The 522-nt window shown below is 47.9% G+C and carries 2 tRNA genes; both read left to right on the forward strand.

The annotated features are described in order from the left end of the window. The first annotated feature begins 119 nt into the window (after window positions 1-119). Window positions 120-196 (forward strand) — tRNA-Ile (locus tag ACMWKA_RS25725). A gap of 37 nt (window positions 197-233) precedes the next feature. Then, window positions 234-309, forward strand: a tRNA-Ala gene (locus tag ACMWKA_RS25730). Window positions 310-522 lie beyond the last annotated feature (213 nt).

Consider the following 522-nt stretch of genomic DNA (forward strand, 5'->3'; position numbering starts at 1 on the left):
AGTCGTAACAAGGTAACCGTAGGGGAACCTGCGGTTGGATCACCTCCTTACCTTAAAGAACCTGCCTTTGCAGTGCTCACACAGATTGTCTGATGAAAAACAGCAGTAAAAACCTCTACAGGCTTGTAGCTCAGGTGGTTAGAGCGCACCCCTGATAAGGGTGAGGTCGGTGGTTCAAGTCCACTCAGGCCTACCAAATTTGCGAAGCAAATTTGAAGAGGTTGCAAAACGATGGGGCTATAGCTCAGCTGGGAGAGCGCCTGCTTTGCACGCAGGAGGTCTGCGGTTCGATCCCGCATAGCTCCACCATCTTTTACTGCGAACACAAGAAAACTTCAGAGTGAACCTGAAAAGGTGCACTGCGAAGTTTTGCTCTTTAAAAATCTGGATCAAGCTGAAAATTGAAACGACACATCTTTAATGGTGTGTTCGAGTCTCTCAAATTTTCGCAATCAGAAGTGAAACATCTTCGGGTTGTGAGGTTAAGCGACTAAGCGTACACGGTGGATGCCCTGGCAGTCA

The organism is Enterobacter sp. 03-F-07-AD-ECC (assembly GCF_047530935.1).
Taxonomy (GTDB): domain Bacteria; phylum Pseudomonadota; class Gammaproteobacteria; order Enterobacterales; family Enterobacteriaceae; genus Enterobacter; species Enterobacter cloacae.